General features: G+C 44.7%; 9 protein-coding genes. 3 read left to right on the top strand and 6 right to left on the bottom strand.

What is annotated here, in order from left to right; translation table 11 throughout:
• Positions 1-354: 354 nt before the first annotated feature.
• From MHN09_RS03925 to MHN09_RS03935, 3 genes are all read right to left on the bottom strand, one after another.
• Complete coding sequence (locus MHN09_RS03925) at positions 355-2,550, bottom strand: malate synthase G (protein ID WP_239239243.1); 2,196 nt, start codon at positions 2,548-2,550, stop codon at positions 355-357.
• A gap of 98 nt (positions 2,551-2,648) precedes the next feature.
• Positions 2,649-3,593 carry a LysR family transcriptional regulator gene (locus MHN09_RS03930; RefSeq protein ID WP_014950208.1) on the bottom strand — a complete coding sequence of 315 codons (945 nt, stop codon included), beginning with the start codon at positions 3,591-3,593 and terminating at the stop codon, positions 2,649-2,651.
• Positions 3,594-3,875: 282 nt separating this feature from the next.
• Positions 3,876-5,471 (bottom strand): isocitrate lyase, encoded by a 1,596-nt coding sequence (locus MHN09_RS03935; RefSeq protein ID WP_239218872.1) that lies wholly within the window; start codon positions 5,469-5,471, stop codon positions 3,876-3,878.
• A gap of 437 nt (positions 5,472-5,908) precedes the next feature.
• Here MHN09_RS03935 and MHN09_RS03940 point away from each other — a divergent pair, with 437 nt between their 5' ends.
• The 3 genes from MHN09_RS03940 to glsB all read left to right on the top strand — a co-directional run bounded on the left by MHN09_RS03940 (position 5,909) and on the right by glsB (position 9,591).
• Positions 5,909-6,868: a chemotaxis protein CheV gene (locus MHN09_RS03940; RefSeq protein ID WP_239239245.1), complete on the top strand. Its 960-nt coding sequence runs from the start codon at positions 5,909-5,911 to the stop codon at positions 6,866-6,868.
• A 233-nt stretch (positions 6,869-7,101) separates the two neighbouring features.
• Entirely contained in the window at positions 7,102-8,580 is a 1,479-nt protein-coding gene (locus tag MHN09_RS03945; protein WP_014950205.1) for an alkaline phosphatase, read from the top strand.
• 102 nt (positions 8,581-8,682) lie between these two features.
• Positions 8,683-9,591 carry a glutaminase B gene (gene glsB / locus MHN09_RS03950; RefSeq protein ID WP_014950204.1) on the top strand — a complete coding sequence of 303 codons (909 nt, stop codon included), beginning with the start codon at positions 8,683-8,685 and terminating at the stop codon, positions 9,589-9,591.
• A 40-nt stretch (positions 9,592-9,631) separates the two neighbouring features.
• Here glsB and MHN09_RS03955 read toward each other — a convergent pair whose 3' ends face one another.
• The 3 genes from MHN09_RS03955 to MHN09_RS03965 form a co-directional block, all read right to left on the bottom strand.
• Entirely contained in the window at positions 9,632-11,080 is a 1,449-nt protein-coding gene (locus MHN09_RS03955) for a lipocalin-like domain-containing protein (protein ID WP_239239246.1), read from the bottom strand.
• Positions 11,077-14,013: an ABC transporter permease gene (locus MHN09_RS03960; protein WP_239239248.1), complete on the bottom strand. Its 2,937-nt coding sequence runs from the start codon at positions 14,011-14,013 to the stop codon at positions 11,077-11,079. Before MHN09_RS03960 ends, MHN09_RS03955 begins: the two co-directional genes overlap by 4 nt.
• Positions 14,014-14,084: 71 nt before the next feature.
• A complete protein-coding gene (locus MHN09_RS03965) occupies positions 14,085-14,807 on the bottom strand; it encodes an ABC transporter ATP-binding protein (RefSeq protein ID WP_239239251.1) in 723 nt (240 codons plus the stop codon).
• Between the last annotated feature and the right edge of the window lie 79 nt (positions 14,808-14,886).

Here is a 14,886-nt window from a genome sequence, read left to right on the forward strand (position 1 = left end):
TTCCAACGGAATAACAAACGCTGCGCCCCACACTATAAAAGCGTAGTTTACTCATGCATTATCAGCAAAGTATCAAGGGGGAGATAAGCGATATCTTTAGTCTAAAGTGTTGCCATATTGCTACACAATTCGCTTTGAGTGTGTTTGCGAATTGATTTCACGTGTCGCGACAATAAATGCAAACGCATTAGTAATACACCAGCAATAAATAAAAAGGCTCACTGCTGTTTACTAACAGAGTGAGCCTTATTCAAATGCGTCTGATGAGGCTTGAAACTAGCTAGCTAATTCTTTGATATTTTACCGTTTGGAATATAGCTTTTAGTTTCCAATTCTTAGCCCTCATATTTTGTGCTAGCTCGTCGCAAGTTTTGCCTTCATTTCGCGGCGACGGGCGTGCAGTAAAGGTTCTGTGTAACCGCTAGGCTGCTCTTTACCTTTGAAGATTAGATCGCTTGCGGCTAAGAAGCCAATTGAGCTGTCTAAATCAGGTGCCATAGGGATATACTCAGGATCCCCCGCATTTTGCTCATCTACTAAGACAGCCATACGAGCCAAAGACTCTTTTACCTGATCTACACTTACAATGCCGTGCTCTAGCCAGTTAGCGATATGCTGAGATGAAATACGCAACGTCGCGCGGTCTTCCATCAAGCCTACATTGTTGATGTCAGGAACTTTCGAGCAGCCTACGCCTTGGTGAACCCAGCGTACAACGTAGCCTAAAATGCCCTGAACATTATTGTCGATTTCACGCTTAATACTTTCACGCGTCAGAGTAGAGGCATCTTCTAACAATGGAATGGTAAGTATGTCAGCAAGGCCACTAAAGTTTTCATCTAGCGACTTTTGAACGTCAAACACATTTACATCGTGGTAATGAAGCGCGTGCAGTGTTGCTGCAGTAGGTGAGGGAACCCAAGCAGTATTAGCGCCAGCCTTAGGGTGACCTATTTTGGCGGTCATCATATTTTGCATTTCGTCAGGTATTGGCCACATGCCCTTACCAATTTGCGCTTTGCCAGAAAGACCACAACGAAGGCCTACTGCAACGTTTGCAGTTTCATAAGCCTTAATCCACGCCATAGACTTGAGCGCGGCTTTTTCTGCAAAAGGGCCGGCAAGCATTGAGGTATGAATTTCATCACCAGTTCTGTCTAAGAAACCCGTGTTAATGAACACAACGCGTGAAGTAGCCTCTGCAATACAAGCTTGTAGATTAATACTCGTACGGCGCTCTTCATCCATTATGCCCATTTTAAGGGTGTTAGCTGGAACATCGATAATCGCTTCGATAGCACCAAACAATGCGTTAGAGAATGCCACTTCTTCTGGCCCGTGCATTTTAGGTTTAACAATATAAATACTGCCTTCGCGGCTGTTTTTAAATTTGCTGTTTCCTAAAAGATCATGCTTTGCGATAAGTGAAGTGACTAAACCGTCCATGATCCCCTCTGGCACTTCTTCGCCGTCAAAGAGCATGGCATTGTTAGTCATAAGGTGGCCCACGTTTCTAACAAACATAAGGCTTCGACCAGAAAGTACTAGTTCGCCGTCTTTTAGCTTGTCTTGTGAAGCGTGTTTAGACGGCTGGTAGCTTCTATCGTCATGCATAGCGCGAACAAGCTGCTTGCCGCCCTTTGTCATTTCAATGCTTAGAGAGCCTTTCATTAAGCCTAACCAGTTGCTATACACCAAGGTTTTGTCTTCAGCGTCAACAGCAGCAACGGAATCTTCGCAGTCCATAATGGTGGTTAATGCAGCTTCAACCAGTACGTCTTTTACGTTTGCGGCATCGCTCTCGCCAATAGGATGAGTCGGGTCTAGTTGAATTTCAAAATGCAGACCGTTGTGTGCAAATAGCAGGCTTGACGGTGCGCTAATGTCACCTTGGTATCCTTGCCATTGCTCTGTGTTTGCTAAGGTGGTTTCATCGCCGTCGGCAAGAGTGATCGCCAATTTACCCGATTCAATCTTATACTCAGTAACGTCAGCGTGGCTGCCTTTCGCAAGGGGTATCATGCTATCTAGATAGTCTTTCGCTTTCGCAACTACTTTGGCGCCGCGTACGGGGTTGTAGCTTTTTCCCGCTTCTGCTCCACCTTCATTGCTGATGACATCAGTGCCGTATAGTGCGTCGTAAAGGCTACCCCAACGGGCATTTACCGCGTTAAGTGCATAGCGAGCGTTGTTGATTGGCACGACTAGCTGAGGGCCTGCCATTGTTGCTATTTCGGCGTCTACATTTTGTGTTTGTGCACTTACTTGTGACGGCTGCTCAACAAGGTAACCAATGCTTTTTAGGAAGTCGGTATATTCGTTTCCGTTTACCGGGTTACCAGCTTTATGATAATCGTCGATAGCGCGCTGAAGCTGTTCTCGCTTTTCTAATAGTGCGCGATTTTGAGGAATGAATTTTTCGAAGAGGGTTTCTGCACCTTGCCAAAAGGTGTCTTTATCTACGCCTGTGCCAGGAAGTGCCTGTTCATTAATAAAGTTATCGAGTTGTTCGGCAACCTGTAGTCGGCCTCTAGTAATATATCCTTGCATAACTACCTCTATACATTTGTCTGTTCACCCAGTGTAGTGTGTATAGAGATAGTTTTTTAATTTATGGTTTGTATTTCTGCCATATATTTTGTGAATGTTTAGCCCGCATTCATTTCGCTAGCTACATCGCTGATTAAGCGGCGCAACCAAATGTGACCTGCGTCGTGGTGAAGTAAGGCACTCCACGCCATTTTTAGCGCAATAGGTGGTATGTCGAAAGGTGGCTCTTTAATCACCACATCTGGGTCGTGTTTGAATAAACGCGCCGCTTTGCTTGGTAAGGTAGCAATAAGTTTTTGCTTTTTCGCAATCTGAAGCGCTGCATGGTAATGACGAGTAAATACGCGAATAGCACGTTGTTTTCCGATTTTTGTAAGCTCTGCGTCAACCCAACCCAATTTTTGTACTTCATTCGGGTCAATACCTACACCTACGCCAAACCCAGTTTTACTCACCCAAATATGCTGGGCACTCAAATAGCCTTCTAGGTTGCATTTTTCTACTAGCGGATGGTCGGAACTCATTACGCAGCTAAAGGTGTCATACCAGATAACTTTTTGGTGAAACGACAAAGGCAATTCATCGAAGCGGTTAATTGCCATGTCCACTTTACCTTGCTCGACATCGTGAAACGTCACGTCACTCGGCGTAATAAGGTCAAGCGTAATATTGGGCGCTAAATCCGCCAGTCTTCCAACAAGTTCAAGTAACAAGGTACTCTCTGCATAGTCACTGGTCATAATGCGGAAGGTTCGGTCGCTGGTTAACGGATCGAAATCAGTCTCGGGTTGAATAGAGCTTTCCAATCGACTAAGCACATCGCGAATAATGGGTTGTAGTTCAAGCGCGCGCTTAGTGGGGGTCATCCCATCGCTGGTACGAACTAAAAGTGGATCTTTAAATAGATCGCGAAGGCGCTTCAGGCCGTTACTCATTGCTGGCTGAGTAATGCTTAGCTGGTTTGCAGCTTTCGTTACACTTCCTTCGCGCAACAGCACATCTAAATAAACCAATAAATTCAGGTCGACCTTCGCTATATTCATTATTCTAATGCTCTTTTTAAACCTAATTAAACATAGCTATTATAAAGCTTTTTTATTTCAATGTCAGATAAGCGTTTAGTCTTAAATTGGCCGCCGTTATACCTATAAGGTATTGAAATATAGTTGGTATATTGTTTTTTTATGAAATTTAGAAAAATATGGCTTTTTTTGTTTTATGCAAAAAGCATAAGTGAAGTGAATGACGCGCACAAAAAAGGGCACCCGAAGGTGCCCTGTAGGAAAGGTTGGGATACTTTCCGTTTAACTCATTGCCTGTTCGCGTTATACGTCGAACTGGTTCATGGTGTTATCTTCACCAGACGCTTTAAGTGCACCTTCACCAGAGAAGTACTCTTTGTGTGTATCACCTAGGTCAGAACCTGCCATCGCTTGGTGCTTAACGCACGCTAGACCTTGGCGAATTTCTTGACGCTGAACACCGCGTACATAAGCAAGCATACCTTCTTCACCGAAGTAACCTTTTGCAAGGTTGTCAGTAGACAGTGCTGCAGTGTGATAAGTCGGTAGCGTGATAAGGTGGTGGAAAATACCCGCTTCGCGTGCTGCGTCAGCCTGGAAGCTCTTAATCTTCTCGTCGGCCGCAGCTGCTAGCTCGCTGTCATCATAGTCGGCAGACATAAGTTTCGCGCGGTCGTAGCCAGAAACGTCTTTACCTTCTTCACTCCAAGCATCAAATACTTGCTGACGGAAGTTAAGCGTCCAGTTGAACGATGGAGAATTGTTATAAACCAGCTTAGCATTTGGTACTTGTTCGCGAATAGCGTTAACCATTTCAGCAATTTGGCCAACGTGAGGCTTTTCAGTCTCAATCCAAAGCAAGTCAGCACCGTGCTTAAGCGACGTTACACAGTCAAGTACTACACGGTCAAAACCTGTGTTGTCTTTAAAGCGGAACAAGCCGTTTGGTAGGCGCTCAGGTTTAACCAGCTTGCCACCTTGTTTAAGCACTAGATCACCTTCAGTTAGGTCTTCAACACCCGCAACTTCGGTGGTTTTAAGGAACGCATTGTACTTAGCAGCTAGGTCGCCTTCTGATGTAGATACTGGGATCTTCTGGGTAAGACCAGCACCTAGTGAGTCAGTACGTGCAACAATTACACCTTCATCGACACCCAGTTCAAGGAATGCATAGCGTACTGCATTGATCTTCGCTAGGAAGTCTTCGTGTGGCACGGTTACTTTACCGTCTTGGTGACCACATTGCTTCGCGTCCGATACTTGGTTCTCAATTTGGATACAGCATGCACCTGCTTCAATCATTTGCTTTGCAAGTAGGTAGGTTGCTTCTTCGTTACCAAAGCCCGCATCGATATCTGCGATAATTGGAACTACGTGAGTTTCGTAATTGTCGATTTCAGCTTGAATCGCAGCTACATCACCACCGTTTTTCTTAGCGTCGTCTAGCTTGTGGAAAAGGTCGCCTAATTCACGCGCATCTGCTTGGCGAAGGAAAGTATAAAGTTCTTCGATAAGCGCAGACACTGATGTTTTTTCATGCATTGATTGGTCAGGAAGAGGACCAAATTCAGAGCGAAGTGCTGCTACCATCCAGCCTGAAAGGTAAAGGTAGCTTTTGTTAGTTGTGCCTTGATGCTTTTTAACTGAAAGCATTTTTTGTTGGCCTACGAAGCCATGCCAGCAGCCTAGTGACTGTGTGTACTGAGACGAATCTGCGTCGTATTCAGCCATGTCTTTGCGCATAATGCTTGCAGTGTAGCGAGCAATGTCTAAACCTGTTTTAAAACGGTTTTGAACCTTCATGCGTGCAGCGAATTCTGGGTTGATACCTTCCCAAGTTCCGTTTTGTGCTGCCTTTAATGTGGCGAAGTTATCAATGTCTTGTTGATATTGCGACATGAGCGTCTCTCCCGACTATAATTAAAATACTTAACGTTGTTTATGTTTACGCTGTAGGGCGTTCCCGTTGATTCCATTTCATCCTAGTGCCGGATTTGGAATAATAGAAATATATATTTTGCATTGCGGTCATTTATTTTGTGAATGACAGGCGCCGAGAGAAGTCTAGATACTGTAAATCTTTGACACCTATGTTTGGTGGTTTTAAGGCAATGGGGCAGCAGCGGGGCAAGAAGTGGTCGGTAATAAATAACTTACGTAGGTTGCAAATGCTTGCTGGTATTGACTATTTCGTCTGTCTATTAGCTAAAAGGGTAATAGCTTTGCCGGTGTGAGCAAGGTAAATTTAGGCGTAAAGCTTCACGCTAAATAGTCTTGTCCGATACGAGGGCGCTTTTGTTTTAGCTTGTTGATATATAATATGAAAAGTGGGTGTTATGAGTAGTAGTGTATTGTCGTCAGTTGACCAAAGAACCAAGCTTGTTGGCGAAAACAGGCTTGAGCTTTTGATGTTTCAACTGGGAACGCGACACATTTTTGCCATGAACGTCTTTAAAATTAAAGAAGTTATAAACGTACCCAAGCTCAATATAATGCCGGGTTCACATCACAACCTGAAAGGCGTGATGAACTACCGAGGAAGCTCCATTCCAATTATAGACTTGCGTCAGGCAATCAAAATGCGCGGTGCAGCTACGCAAGCAACAGCGAAGAATGTCATTATCACTGAATATAACAGAAGCGTGCAGGGCTTCATTATTGGTGAAGTGAAAAACATAGTGAATACATCGTGGGGAACCATTCAACCCCCCCCTAGCGGCATTGGAAAATCCAATTATTTAACCGCCATAACTCAGGTGAATGTTGAGGGTAAACAAGAGCTGGTAGAAATCATCGATGTTGAAAAAGTACTCGCGGAAATCATCGATTACGACACATCTATCTCTGAAGAAGTGCTAGATAAAGACATTGTTAACCACTTCTTAGGCAAGAAAGTGTTGATAGTAGATGACTCAAGCACAGCAAGAAAACAGATTAAAGATACGTTAGAGCAGCTAGGTATAACAATCATCGAACGTAAAAACGGCGCTGAAGCGTTAGCGCTGCTGACGAAGTGGGCCGATGAGGGGAAGAATCCAACCGACGAAATTTTGCTAATGTTTACCGACGCAGAAATGCCAGAAATGGACGGCTATCGGCTTACTTCCGAAGTGCGTAACGATCCTCGTATGAGCAATTTATTTATAGCACTCAACACATCATTAAGCGGAAGCTTCAACGACGCCATGGTAGAAAAAGTTGGATGCAACAGGTTTATCTCCAAATTCCAGCCCGACATGCTCGTTGACGTGGCACAACAGCGCATGCGCGAATACCTCTCATCACAAAATAAGTAGTCGCTTCCTTCTTAAAAGTTGCTAATTTAATGAGATGACCATCTGGTCATCTCATGCTTGCGTTATTTTGTCCAAAAGCTTTGAGCATCTTGCCAGCCTGCTTTACACTATTGCATCTTATCGCTTTGCTAACACCATTATGATCACCAAAGAATCATTCGCGATAGTGTCGTTATTGTTGTATCTGCGGGTATCCAGGCCAGTAGGTACCTTACTTACTCAGGGAAGTTTAAATGATTAAACAATTTGTTCGCACATCACTACTAAGTTGTGCGTCTATTGCTGTTCTTGCGGGTTGTGGTATCACTGAATCTATGACCGAATCAGCAAGTGCAACCGGTACGCAAACTAAAGGTGTACCGAAAAATATAATAATGGTTGTAGCCGACGGTATGGGGCCTGCCTATACCACGGCTTATCGTAATTATGTAGATGACCCGTCAACACCGAAAATCGAATCGGTTGTGTTTGACGATATTTTAGTGGGCAATGCTTCAACGTATCCTGCGCAAGTATCTGGTTACGTTACCGATTCAGCCGCAGCTGCAACCGCTCTTGCTACTGGCGTTAAGTCATACAACGGTGCAATTGGTGTTGATGTAAATAAACAACCAGTAAACTCCGTTATGTACCATGCTAAGAGTAAAGGCATGCGTACTGGTTTGGCAGTAACGTCTCAAATTGTTCATGCGACACCTGCGTCATACATTGCGCATAACGAAAGCCGTAAGAACTACAACGAAATAGCTGAAGATTTCTTTGATGTTCGCGTGGACGGTAAGTTTGTCGCTGACGTGATGCTAGGCGGTGGAACGTCTTACTTTGAACGCGATGACAGAGATATTTTGGCGCAGTTTATTGATGCTGGCTACGAATATGCCGATTCATATAACCGTCTGGCTTCAGTGCCTGCGGGAAGTAATGTTCTCGGTCTGTTTGCTCCAGTAGCGCTGCCTGCGGTATTAGATGACAAGCGCAAAAATCGTCTTGAGTACCTAACTCAACATGCTATTAAACACTTAGAAAACGACAATGGGTTCTTTCTTCTCGTTGAAGCAAGTCAAGTAGATTGGGCTGGTCACGCAAACGATATCGCGTCTGCCATGGCTGAGATGCACGACTTAGCGCAAACCATGGAATATTTGCGAGATTATGTAAAAACGAATCCTGACACCTTGGTTATTTTGACGGCGGATCACAGCACAGGTGGCTTAACCATTGGCGCAAACGGCGACTACCGCTGGAGCCCTGAACATCTTAAGTCTATGTCAGCCTCGGTAATGACAATTGCTTTAGAGATGGCAAATGAAGAGAACCCTGGCGAATTTGTGGCGCAGAAGCTTGGCTTGTCGTTGAGTGAAGAAGAGCTTGCCACGCTAGATAGCGTATCAAACCAAGATGATGAAACTCGCTTCATGGCAGTAAAAACCTTCTTAGACACCAAAACAAACACGGGGTGGACAACAGGCGGTCACACTGGTGTAGATGTTGAAGTATTTGCTTTTGGCGCTGGTTATCAATCGCTTATGGGGCAAATTGATAACACGGATATTGCAAAAACAATCTTCAGTTTTATCGATAAAAAACAGCCAGTAATAATCGATTCCGATTCAAATAAAGTATCAGAAAAGGTATCGACCAACATTGAGCTTACGTCAGACGAAGATGATGATGGCTTGTGTGACTTTAAGGAAGATTGGCGCTGTAACTAATCGCTACATTGTTTGTATAGAAATTAAAGCGCCAGCGTTTTTATAACAAGGCGCTTTATTTTTATCTGTGGTAAGCAGGAAAGGGGAACTATGAAAAACGAAATGCTGGCACTACTTCAAGATATCTATGATGAAGTTGAGCCCATGTTGGGCATGGGAAAAGTTGCCGACTACATCCCTGCGTTGGCCACGGTTAATCCACGGCAATTTGGCATTTCAATTTGCGATACAAACGGTCAAATAACGTCGATAGGCGATGCGAGCGTTCCTTTTTCTATTCAAAGTATCTCAAAAGTCTTTAATCTTGTTTTAGCTATCAATCACTACGGTGAAACCATGTGGGAGCGAGTTGGATGCGAGCCATCCGGCCTGCCGTTTAATTCTCTTGTACAGTTGGAATATGAAAACGGTATTCCCCGCAACCCCTTCATTAATGCCGGTGCGCTGGTGGTTAGTGATATGGTGCAATCTCGGTTCGCTTCCCCTTATATTGCCATGCGAGATTTCGTAAGACGCTTAAGCTGTAACGGCGATATCGTGGTAAATAAGGTGGTGGCGGAGTCTGAATACGAGCACCGCTCTCGCAATGCAGCAATGGCATATTTGATGAAAGCCTACGGAAATTTTGAAAACGAAGTGGAAGATGTGCTTCGCAATTACTTTCACAACTGTGCGCTAGAAATGAGTTGTGAGGACTTGGCGCGCTCAACGAGCTTTCTCGCTAACGCAGGTTTTTCTACTTGCGCAAATGAAAAGGTGCTAACGCCTTATCAAACCAAACAAGTGAACGCGCTTCTGGCGACTAGTGGTATGTATGACGAAGCTGGGAGCTTTGCTTTTAAAGTAGGCTTGCCGGGTAAAAGTGGCGTAGGTGGAGGCATAGTGGCTGTTGTACCAGGACGCTTTTCAATATGCGTATTTTCGCCAGCGCTTAATAGCGTGGGTAATTCTCAGCTAGGTGTGGCGGCTTTGACATCGCTAAGCGAACGCATCAATTGGTCTATTTATTAGGGGCTATTACGCTTCGCTGTATATCAAAGGTCAACAGGCCTTAGTAGCCTGTCAATTCCATAAAGCCGCTCCCTGAATGGGAGCCTTTTATATCCACTCGCCCTTCATAATAGGGAAATAAGCTGTTATTCCATTGGCTTTCCTTGAACGGGCGAATGGATAGGTCGATATCTTTTTCTGGTATTTGAATGCGCCAAGCGGTGGGAACAGAGCGAGCTGACTCTCCCTCGTTGATTGTTTCATAGGCCGTTGGCGTAATTGATACGTTGGCTTGGTCGATAGTTTCTTTCGTGCCATTTTCCGCTATATAGCTAGCCGTTGTGAATATTTCGCTGTGTTTGCTTTTGCTATTTTTCATGTTTTCATTCATGGCGTGCATGCGAAACGCCATCAATTTACTTCCATCGTCTAAATGCAGCGAAAACCAATCCCATCCCATGGCTTCACTGTTGGCTAGGTGGCTCGTCCATTCGTGATCAAACCAGCCTTTACCCGCAACTTTTACGCTATTGCCCTCTATGTTTAACGTACCTTCCGCGTTAATGAACGGCTGGCTGTAATAGTAGGAGCGAAGGCGTTCGTCTTGTGTTTTTTTACTGTAGCCGTTATCCCCCTGTTTGATGAAAGGCCCAGAGGTGTTTAGGTTAAGCGCTATTTTGACGGCGCTAACGCTTGGCGCGTCATTTAATTCTGATAAGCTGTCTGCAGAGGTAGCGGGGATTTTTTCACGTGTTTTAAGCGGATGAAGCGTGCTGCTTTGCCCGAAAGAGAAAGTTAATACGGACGGGAACATGGCTTTGCTTTCTGCACCTGTTTGGACCTCCGCCTGTGCCGCTTTCCAAACCCAATCGTCAATCACTGTCGTAAAGGGTTGTTGATTCACATAGGCATTACCTACGCCACCGCTTGCGAATCGTTCTTCGAAATAATGCTGTTCAGCGGTGTGCAGCGAAGCATGTCCCATCCACTGCTGGCCATTGCTCCAGTTTCTTGCGATATGGCTATTAGCGTTAGTATGGAGGTTATCTTCAGAGCTATGACTAGCATTACTTTCGACGCTACTTTTATAATTACTTTTGGCATTACTTTCGGCGCTACCTTCAGCACTCTTTTTAGCATTAGCCCTAGCGCTTTGAGGGGCGTCTAGCTCAGTATTGAAACGAAAAAGCGTATATTGAAGGCCGAACTCTTGCCCATCTTCAGCGCTTAACACAAACGTGAGGTACCACCACTCTAACTGAAAATCGGGATGACTCATGTGATCGCGTGGTAATTCAACAGTATAGCCCCGCTTTACTGGCGTAAAGGCGTCGCTCGACTGCATGTTTCCAAAAAAGCCGTTTGGCGTGGAGGTTCCCAGAGTTTCGTTTTCATCTTTTGGGTTTTCAGTACATGCATTCAAAGTGAAACAAACAGCTACAAGTACTAAAAAGATGTTGGCTTTAAATCGCAAAAACGTAGTGTTGGCGCTACCTAAATGGTTTTTCATAGCTGAACTTCCTGCCTTAAATCAATTTTCGGCTTAAGTTTTCCTAAAGGTAACAACAGCACCAGTGAAACGATAAGCAGCGATAACCCCACGCTAGAGAGAATAACCTCTGCATTAATTGAAAGCGGGTACACCCAGCTAAATGCATGCCGGTTTACTTGTTGAATAAAGACATAGGCCAAGTACACGCCAAAAGGAATGGCGAGCAAGGCTGAGATAAAACAAAGCAGCAGATATTGCGCAAACAGAGATGCTTTTACTTTAAGCTGACTAACGCCAAGGGCACGCAATACAGATAACTGCGCTGCGCTGCCTATGGTCAGCACCGTCAGCGAAACAGCGAAGGCGACGCCCGCCACCAATAGGGTGGTAATGTTAAGGCCGTCGGTTAATACAAAGGTACGATCAAAGGTCTGCATAGAGGTATCTAACAGCGCTTGTCGGGTATAAAGGGCAATTTCGCGGTGTTCCCCTAACTGTGATTTTAGCTGCTGTTCGAGGATGTCCTTTCCATAGGTGCTTTGTTTGTTGTCGCCTATCACGTTAGTCTCAATAGGCGGCTCTGGGTAAATAGCCACTACACCGGAAAAAAGTTGATCCCTGATAAGGACATCGTTTCGATTAAATGAGGGAAGAGGCACTAATATTTGCCCGTTCAGGTTACCGTAGTCGGGATAAATACCCAGTACTTTCCATTGAGGCGTCGCTGCAAATACGTTTGAGTTCGACGAACTGCTTTGTGAGCCTTGTGTTGGGTCAGTAGTTTTATCTTGTGGCGAGCTATACGCCTCGTTAGATGTATTAATCGCCGAAGAACTTGAATTCGCAGTTTTACGAATGCGAATATTTTCTACATCTAGCGTGTGTCCTAACTTAGCGTTAAGGGTAAATGCTAATTGCTGATTGATGAATACCCCTTTTCCTTCTGTAAACTCACGCCACACTGTGTTGAGGTCGTTGTTTATTACACCATCGAGGACAAGCGCCTTTTTACCATTTTGGTGAACGGGGTAGCTACTGATAGAACCGTAAGTGGGCGGGCTATTACTGACTTCACGTGTTTCTTTATGTATCTCTTTATGTGTCTCTTCTTGAGCATATGAGCCAATAACAGCTCCCTCGGCCTTAAGTAAAGGAGTTAAAGCAAGCGGAGGTAACGATTTGGTAGATAACGTTTCGATACGACTAAGTGGCGCGTCGGTGTACAGATAGAAAGGCGCGTAAAGCCTTTGCGTTAACCACTGTTCAGTGGCGTCTCTAAAGCTGTCCGTCATGGTGTTCATACCAATATTTGCGGTTAGCGCGATAAAGAATGCACAAACGGCGAGACGGGTTTTGCTAGACAGTAAATGCATATTAGCAATGACGTAGTGGAACGCGGGCCACTGTCTTGGTACAAATCTAGTCAGTAGCCTAGAGAAAATAGGTAACCAAAGAAGAATAAGCGCGCAGCTGGTAAGGAGTAACAGTGCAACAAAGAAAAGTGCTGAAGCAGTAGAAGATACGAACCCCTCAGCGATAAATAATAGTAGTAGGGCACATAATGAGATAAGACCTACGGCAAATTGGCCTAACGCGTTTTCTTTTTTGACAGGTGCTACGGTTAGGGCATTTGAAAGCTTAACTATAGAAACTAACGAAAAAACAACTAGCGATATAAAGGTCGTTGTTAATGCGAAGCCGAAGGTGAAAAGCAGATTAACGTCTGGGTTAACAAATACAGCGTTAAACAACGACGTAAATGTACCGTTTATCACAGGTGACAACCATGACGCAGCTTGAAAACCGATGAACATGCCAATTGGAATACTTATTACGCAGTAAACAAGCAACTCGGTGAATAAGGCAATGCTTAAAATTCGCTGAGATATGCCCAGCTGCCGTAAACGAATGATATTGGGTAGCCGCGTGCGGTACATCAAGTTTAGCGCGTTAAGTACTATAAAAAGCGCCACAACGCCCATCAGTCCACTCATCGCCCAAAGATTTAATCTAAAACTATCTGGCAACGAACCGGTGTCATTGTCTGTATTGCTAGTGGTTTGCTTTACAGGTATTCCAAGTAGGGTTTCTATTTGGGTTAAATGCTGATGTGATAGCGGTGAAAATGCAATAAACCCGGAAAGTGGGACGTAAGCTTTCTGTTGCTTTGCTTGTTTCTCTTGCGCGCGTTTAGCATTGTCAGGAATAACAGGCTTAACAGGTTCATCATTCTCAATCGTTACCCCGCCTCTGTAAAATTCATCGATAGAGATTAAAATTGTATTTTGCGGAGCAAAGCTGCTCACATACGCGCTTACCGTTGCAGGCCAATAGGGACTTGGCGCGGATTTTCTATGGATTTCATTGAGCGTGTCGTGACAGGCCAGTTTTGCGTTCGTTAAGGGGTGAATAAGCCCATTTACAGCGAAGTCGCCCCCAGAATTTGAGCGCAATTCGCGTCCCGCTGGCGTCTGCTGGTTTTCCATTTCACTAAATTTCTTCGCATTTTGCGATAAATAGGAAAGCGAAAGAGCGCTATCGTTTTGGGCAGGCGCTTCAAAACCTCTCTTTCTAAATGCACTTCCTAAAAGAGGCTGAGTATCAACACCGAGTAATGTGAGAGTTGTTGTGGGCTTGCTGGCATTACACGATAGGGTGATGTCTCGTTCAGCTATCGCAACAAGCTGGGTAAAACCCTGCTTGCGAACCGTGGCATAATCTCTCTGTGTAAAGCGCGCTCGGCTGTCTGCTGGGGTGATGATACTGCCCAAGGTAAGCCCTTGCTTTGACTGTAACAGTTCACCTTGTGTAGCGCCTTCGTTTATAAGCAAAACGGTAACCAAGCCAGCATTGGCCAGTATAATTGCGGCCATAATGAGCAATGGCTCCCACGGCCTGTGCCTTGCCATTGCAAGTAAGCTAGAAAGTGTTAACAGTAGAGTGCGTAGCACGTTATTTTCCTACTTGCTGTTTTCGGTGTCTTTTTCACAGGGCGCATATCGCTAACGTTTTTCACCTGTAATTAGCTTGCTGCTACTGGTGAAGATAAGGTTTGTTCTTTAGTTTTATATTTCACACTCTCTAATACCCCTTTATGTAGTCGCAAAGCGGCGTCTGCTTTTACTGCGACGTCTTGGCTATGAGTTACCACAACAAGAGAAGTATTGGCCTCTTTACACGTTTTAAAGAGTAAGTCAGACACGGTTTCACTAGTGGTTTCGTCTAAATTGCCGGTGGGTTCGTCGGCCAAGATAAGCGAGGGGCGATGTACAAGTGCTCTAGCAATGGCACAGCGCTGCTGTTCACCGCCAGATAACTGACTTAGCGGCTTTTGCGCTAGGGGTAATATCCCTAGCTGCTCCATTAACGCTAATTGGTAGTCGTTATCTACATTACCTTTTAGCCTTGCAGTAAAGGCAATGTTGTCCCACGCATTAAAGCAGTCGAATAGATTGAAGCTTTGAAACACAATACCTAAATGCTGTTTGCGAAAACTATCAATATCCTTCGCTTTAAATGTATTATCGAGTTTGCTATTGCCAGCAATCGACAATCCATTTACCGAAATATCTCCTCCGTCGGGCGTCTCAAATCCAGCAATAAGCGACAGCAAGGTAGATTTACCGCAGCCAGAAGCCCCCTGAATACTCACCGATTCACCTTTCTTTACGGTAAGGTTAAGGTTGTTGATGAGCGGAGCCCCTGTCTTTGAAAAAGATTTCTTTAAGTCTTTTATTGTCAGCATAATTCGCCGTTTTGTATTGAACCGTCTTAGTGTGAACATGAAGGAGCGAGAATGCATGCAATAGGCAATATTCAGCGCT

Source organism: Alteromonas sp. MmMcT2-5 (genome assembly GCF_022348315.1).
GTDB lineage: Bacteria > Pseudomonadota > Gammaproteobacteria > Enterobacterales > Alteromonadaceae > Alteromonas > Alteromonas macleodii.

Bases quoted from the DNA above. Each gene is read 5' to 3' on its own strand.
- MHN09_RS03925 (WP_239239243.1), bottom strand. From the start codon at position 2,550: ATGCAAGGATATATTACTAGAGGCCGACTACAGGTTGCCGAACAACTC.
- MHN09_RS03930 (WP_014950208.1), bottom strand. From the start codon at position 3,593: ATGAATATAGCGAAGGTCGACCTGAATTTATTGGTTTATTTAGATGTG.
- MHN09_RS03935 (WP_239218872.1), bottom strand. From the start codon at position 5,471: ATGTCGCAATATCAACAAGACATTGATAACTTCGCCACATTAAAGGCA.
- MHN09_RS03940 (WP_239239245.1), top strand. From the start codon at position 5,909: ATGAGTAGTAGTGTATTGTCGTCAGTTGACCAAAGAACCAAGCTTGTT.
- MHN09_RS03945 (WP_014950205.1), top strand. From the start codon at position 7,102: ATGATTAAACAATTTGTTCGCACATCACTACTAAGTTGTGCGTCTATT.
- glsB (WP_014950204.1), top strand. From the start codon at position 8,683: ATGCTGGCACTACTTCAAGATATCTATGATGAAGTTGAGCCCATGTTG.
- MHN09_RS03955 (WP_239239246.1), bottom strand. From the start codon at position 11,080: ATGAAAAACCATTTAGGTAGCGCCAACACTACGTTTTTGCGATTTAAA.
- MHN09_RS03965 (WP_239239251.1), bottom strand. From the start codon at position 14,807: ATGCTGACAATAAAAGACTTAAAGAAATCTTTTTCAAAGACAGGGGCT.